General features: G+C 72.2%; 4 protein-coding genes. 2 read left to right on the top strand and 2 right to left on the bottom strand.

Annotation, left to right across the window (positions count from 1 at the left end):
* Nucleotides 1-144: 144 nt before the first annotated feature.
* Entirely contained in the window at nt 145-1,149 is a 1,005-nt protein-coding gene (locus tag AB0K37_RS40900; protein ID WP_363991278.1) for a sigma-70 family RNA polymerase sigma factor, read from the bottom strand.
* Between the two features lie 130 nt (nt 1,150-1,279).
* On the opposite strand from AB0K37_RS40900, the gene trxA reads away from it, so the two are divergent.
* Entirely contained in the window at nt 1,280-1,633 is a 354-nt protein-coding gene (gene trxA, locus AB0K37_RS40895; RefSeq protein WP_345171804.1) for a thioredoxin, read from the top strand.
* A gap of 115 nt (nt 1,634-1,748) precedes the next feature.
* Nucleotides 1,749-2,582, top strand: a complete 834-nt coding sequence (locus AB0K37_RS40890) for a putative RNA methyltransferase (RefSeq protein WP_363991275.1) — start codon at nt 1,749-1,751, stop codon at nt 2,580-2,582.
* Here AB0K37_RS40890 and AB0K37_RS40885 read toward each other — a convergent pair.
* On the bottom strand, nt 2,500-3,276 hold the full coding sequence (locus tag AB0K37_RS40885; RefSeq protein WP_363991273.1) for a hypothetical protein: 777 nt from the start codon (nt 3,274-3,276) through the stop codon (nt 2,500-2,502). The two genes, AB0K37_RS40890 and AB0K37_RS40885, sit on opposite strands and share 83 nt — an antisense overlap.
* Between the last annotated feature and the right edge of the window lie 434 nt (nt 3,277-3,710).

Below are 3,710 nucleotides of genomic sequence, written 5' to 3'. Positions count from 1 at the left end.
ATCATTGGCTCGGGCCGGCCCCGCCCGGCGTGGACGTAACGCCCCGCGCGCCGGGGGCGGGGGGCCCCTGCCGGGGCGGGGGGGCCCCTTTCCGGGGCCCCCCCGTCGCCGGTCGTGCGGCGGGACGCCGCTCGGGCCGCCCGGTCAGGCCGCCCGTGACCCGGCCGCGGCCGGTTCCGGCGCGGTGCCGTGGCCGCCCGCGAGCGCCCGGCGGCCGCTCAGGTCCGTCTCGCCGGCCAGCTGGCGCAGCCGCCGCAGCGAACGGTCGGTGATCTGCCGGACGCGGTTGTGGCTCAGCCCGTAGCGGGCGCCGATCTGCGCGTACGACAGCGGCTGCCCGCTGTCCATCCCGAACCGGGCCCGCAGGATCGCGGACTCGCGCTCGGGAAGCCGGTCCAGCAGCCGTCCGAGGCCCTCGATGTCGTCCAGCGCGAGGATCTCCGCCTCCGGGGTGACGGCGTCGGGATCCTCCAGCAGGTCGCCCATGGGCGTCTCGCCGGCGTCGTCGACGGTCGCGTCCAGGCTCGCCGGGTCGCGCCGCCAGCGCAGCAGCTCGTCGACATGCTCGGCCTCGGCGCCGACGGCGATCGCGAGCTCCTCGCGGGTCGGTTCCCTGCCGAGCTCGCGGCTGAGCTGGCGCTCCGCGCGCCGCAGCCGGGACAACTCCTCCTCGACGTGGACGGGCAGGCGGATCGTGCGGGCGGTGTGGCTCAGCCCGCGGCCGATCGCCTGCCGGATCCACCACGTGGCGTAGGTGGAGAACTTGAAGCCGCGGCGGTAGTCGAACTTCTCCACCGCGCGCATCAGCCCCAGGTTCCCCTCCTGGATGAGGTCGATGAGGGGCAACGAGTCGGTCGGGTACTTCCGGGCGATCGAGACGACCAGCCGCAGGTTGGCCTCGACGAAGCGCTGCTTCGCGCGCAGCCCCGCCGCGGCCAGCTCCTCCAGCTCCTCGCGGGACGCGCCCTCGGGCACCGCCCCCTCCTCGAGCAGCTGTTCGGCGTACAGGCCCCCTTCGATCGCCTTGGCCAGATCGACCTCCTCCTGCGCGTCGAGCAGGGGAGTACGGCCGATCCGGTCGAGGTACGCCCCGACAAGATCCTTGTCGGGGACTTCGACCCTGTCGCCCTTGGTACGGGTTCCAGCCATCCTGACCCTTCTCCGGTGCGATCTCCCTAGGAGGAGAACGCCAATTACCGCTCTGTGATTCCCAGGTGGGGAATACTGCGAGGCTGTAAGCCGCTCTACGTCGTGATACCCCGACTGAGGAGAAACCGACATGGCGACGGTCACACTGACCGCTGAGAACTTCGACGAGGTGGCTCAGGGCGACGGCATCGTGCTGGTCGACTTCTGGGCGGAGTGGTGCGGCCCGTGCAAGAGGTTCGCGCCCGTGTTCGAGCGGTCGGCGGACAAGCACGGGGACATCGTCTTCGGCAAGGTGGACACCGACGCCGAGGCCGAGCTGTCGGAGCGCTTCGGCATCCGGTCCATCCCCACGCTGATGGCGATCCGCGACGGCATGATCGTGTTCGCCGAGCCCGGCGCGCTGCCCGAGTCGGTGCTGGAGAACGTGATCGAGCAGGTCCGCGGCCTCGACATGGAGGACGTCCGCCGGCGCGCGAAGGCCTGACCGGCCGCCCGCCAGGTTGCGCGGACGAGACGCGCGGCGGTCGCCGGGGAGGCGCGCGGGCAAAGAAGCGGACGCCACCGCCCCTTCACCGGCCGGCATGGTCGATGATGGACGGATGCTCGCCGATGTCGTCCGATACCTGGTGTGCCCCGTGTGCGGAGCCGACCTCGAACTGGCCGACCGCCGCCTGGTCTGCCCGGGCGGGCATGCTTTCGACGTCGCGCGACAGGGGTATGCGAATCTCCTGCCGGGCAACGCCCGTCCGGGAACGGCCGACACACCGGAGATGGTCCGCGCGCGGGACGAGTTCCTGACGGCAGGCCACTTCGCGGTTCTCGCGGACCGGCTCGCCTGGAGCGTTTCCCGCGCCTCTCCCTCCGTCGTCCTGGATGCGGGCGCCGGAACCGGGCACTACCTCAGCCGCATCCTCGACCGGGCGCCGGACGCCGTCGGCCTGGCCCTGGACATTTCCAAGCACGCCGCCCGGCGCGCCGCGAAGGCGCACCCGCGCTGCGGCGCCGTCGTCGCGGACCTCTGGCGCCCGTTCCCGCTGCGCGACGGTGTGGCCGACATCGTCGTCAACGTGTTCGCCCCGCGCAACGCGACCGAGTTCCACCGCGTGCTCCGAGACGACGGGCTGCTGCTCACGGTGACCCCGTCACCCCGTCACCTCGGAACACTCGTGGAGCCTCTCGGCCTGCTCTCGATCGACAAGCACAAGACCGAGCGCATGGACACCGCGCTCTCCGGCTACTTCAAGCTGGACTCGCGCCAGGAACTCGAAACCGAGACCGTCCTGACGCACGGCGAGGTGATCACGCTCGTCGGCATGGGGCCGAGCGCGCACCACGTCCCGCCGGAGCAGCTCAGGGAGCGGCTGGAAAAGCTGCCCGAGCCGCTGACCGCGCCGCTGTCGTTCGTCCTCTCCAGCTACCGGCGGCTGGAGTAGGAGCGTCCCCGGGCTGCGTGATCTCCAGCAGAACCTGCGGGGTCTCGCCCGGCTCCGTGACCTCCTCGACGCCCGGCACGTCGAGTGCCTCGTAGCCGAACGAGGCGGCGAGCGAGCGGGCCACCGCGCTCAGCAAGAGGCGCTGGAGAGCCTGCCCGGCTCGCAGCCATTCGGCGGGGGAGTCCCCTCGCGTGGTCAGCACCGCCCGCTGACCCGCCGAGTGAGGCGCCGGCGGAAGCCGCCGAAGCATGGCTCCTTCGAGCCTCGCCTCCCCGGCCAGATCGTCGACGACGGGCGACGGAGGGCAGGCGCTCGCGGCGGGTAGATCGCCGCGGAACGGCCGGAGCGTGGCGGCGTAGAGGAGCCGCTCCTCGCGGGAGACACGGTGCCGCCCGGCCAGGCGCACGGAGGCGAGGACGGATGGACGCCCGGCATCGGGAAGCAACCGGACGACGGCCTCGTAACCGAGCTGCGCCGCGGCCAGGCGCAGGTTCACCAGCGCGGCGCCGCTGCTGAGGTGGAGGCCCCGCCCCGCCGGATCGTTCCTCGGCCGGAACCTGTCGGGGTCGGCGTGCACCTCGATCAGTCCGGAAACGACCTTGAACCGCCAGGCGTGGACGTCATGGACCGTGGGTCCCATCGTCGCGGCGACCACCAGGCGCTCCGCCGAAGCGCGGGCGGCGGGCACGTTCACGGGTGTTCCTCCTGACCTCGGGCGACAGCCGACCCGGGAGCCGCCGCCCGCCCCATGGGACATCTCGCCGGGGGAGAGCGGTCAGGGCACGGTACCCCACTGTGACCCGAAGCACGTAGTGCGTGAATGGCGAGGTCAGCGCGCCCGATGGCGCGGGCGGGTGACAAGGGGGCCGGGTTCGTGGCGCCCGCGATTTGACGGTCCCGGCGAGGCGTCTTAATGTCTTCCTCGCCCCAAGGGGACGCAGGACGCCGGGAGGCGGCCGGCCCCGGGGAGCAGGTCGCTGAAAATGGTTCGAGCGCCGCTCGGACTGTTGTAAGATGGCTTGCACAGCCCACAACGGGATGCAGGACGCCGCAAGGTGGCCGGCCCGCAGGGCGCCTCCCACGGAACGATCATCCGAGTCTCTGGCTCGGTGTCGTGTCGTCGCGTGG

The organism is Actinomadura sp. NPDC049753, assembly GCF_040674655.1.
Classification (GTDB): Bacteria; Actinomycetota; Actinomycetes; order Streptosporangiales; family Streptosporangiaceae; genus Spirillospora; species Spirillospora verrucosospora.
This window is presented reverse-complemented; position numbering and strand designations above follow the sequence as displayed.

Bases quoted from the DNA above. Each gene is read 5' to 3' on its own strand.
- AB0K37_RS40900 (WP_363991278.1), bottom strand. From the start codon at position 1,149: ATGGCTGGAACCCGTACCAAGGGCGACAGGGTCGAAGTCCCCGACAAG.
- trxA (WP_345171804.1), top strand. From the start codon at position 1,280: ATGGCGACGGTCACACTGACCGCTGAGAACTTCGACGAGGTGGCTCAG.
- AB0K37_RS40890 (WP_363991275.1), top strand. From the start codon at position 1,749: ATGCTCGCCGATGTCGTCCGATACCTGGTGTGCCCCGTGTGCGGAGCC.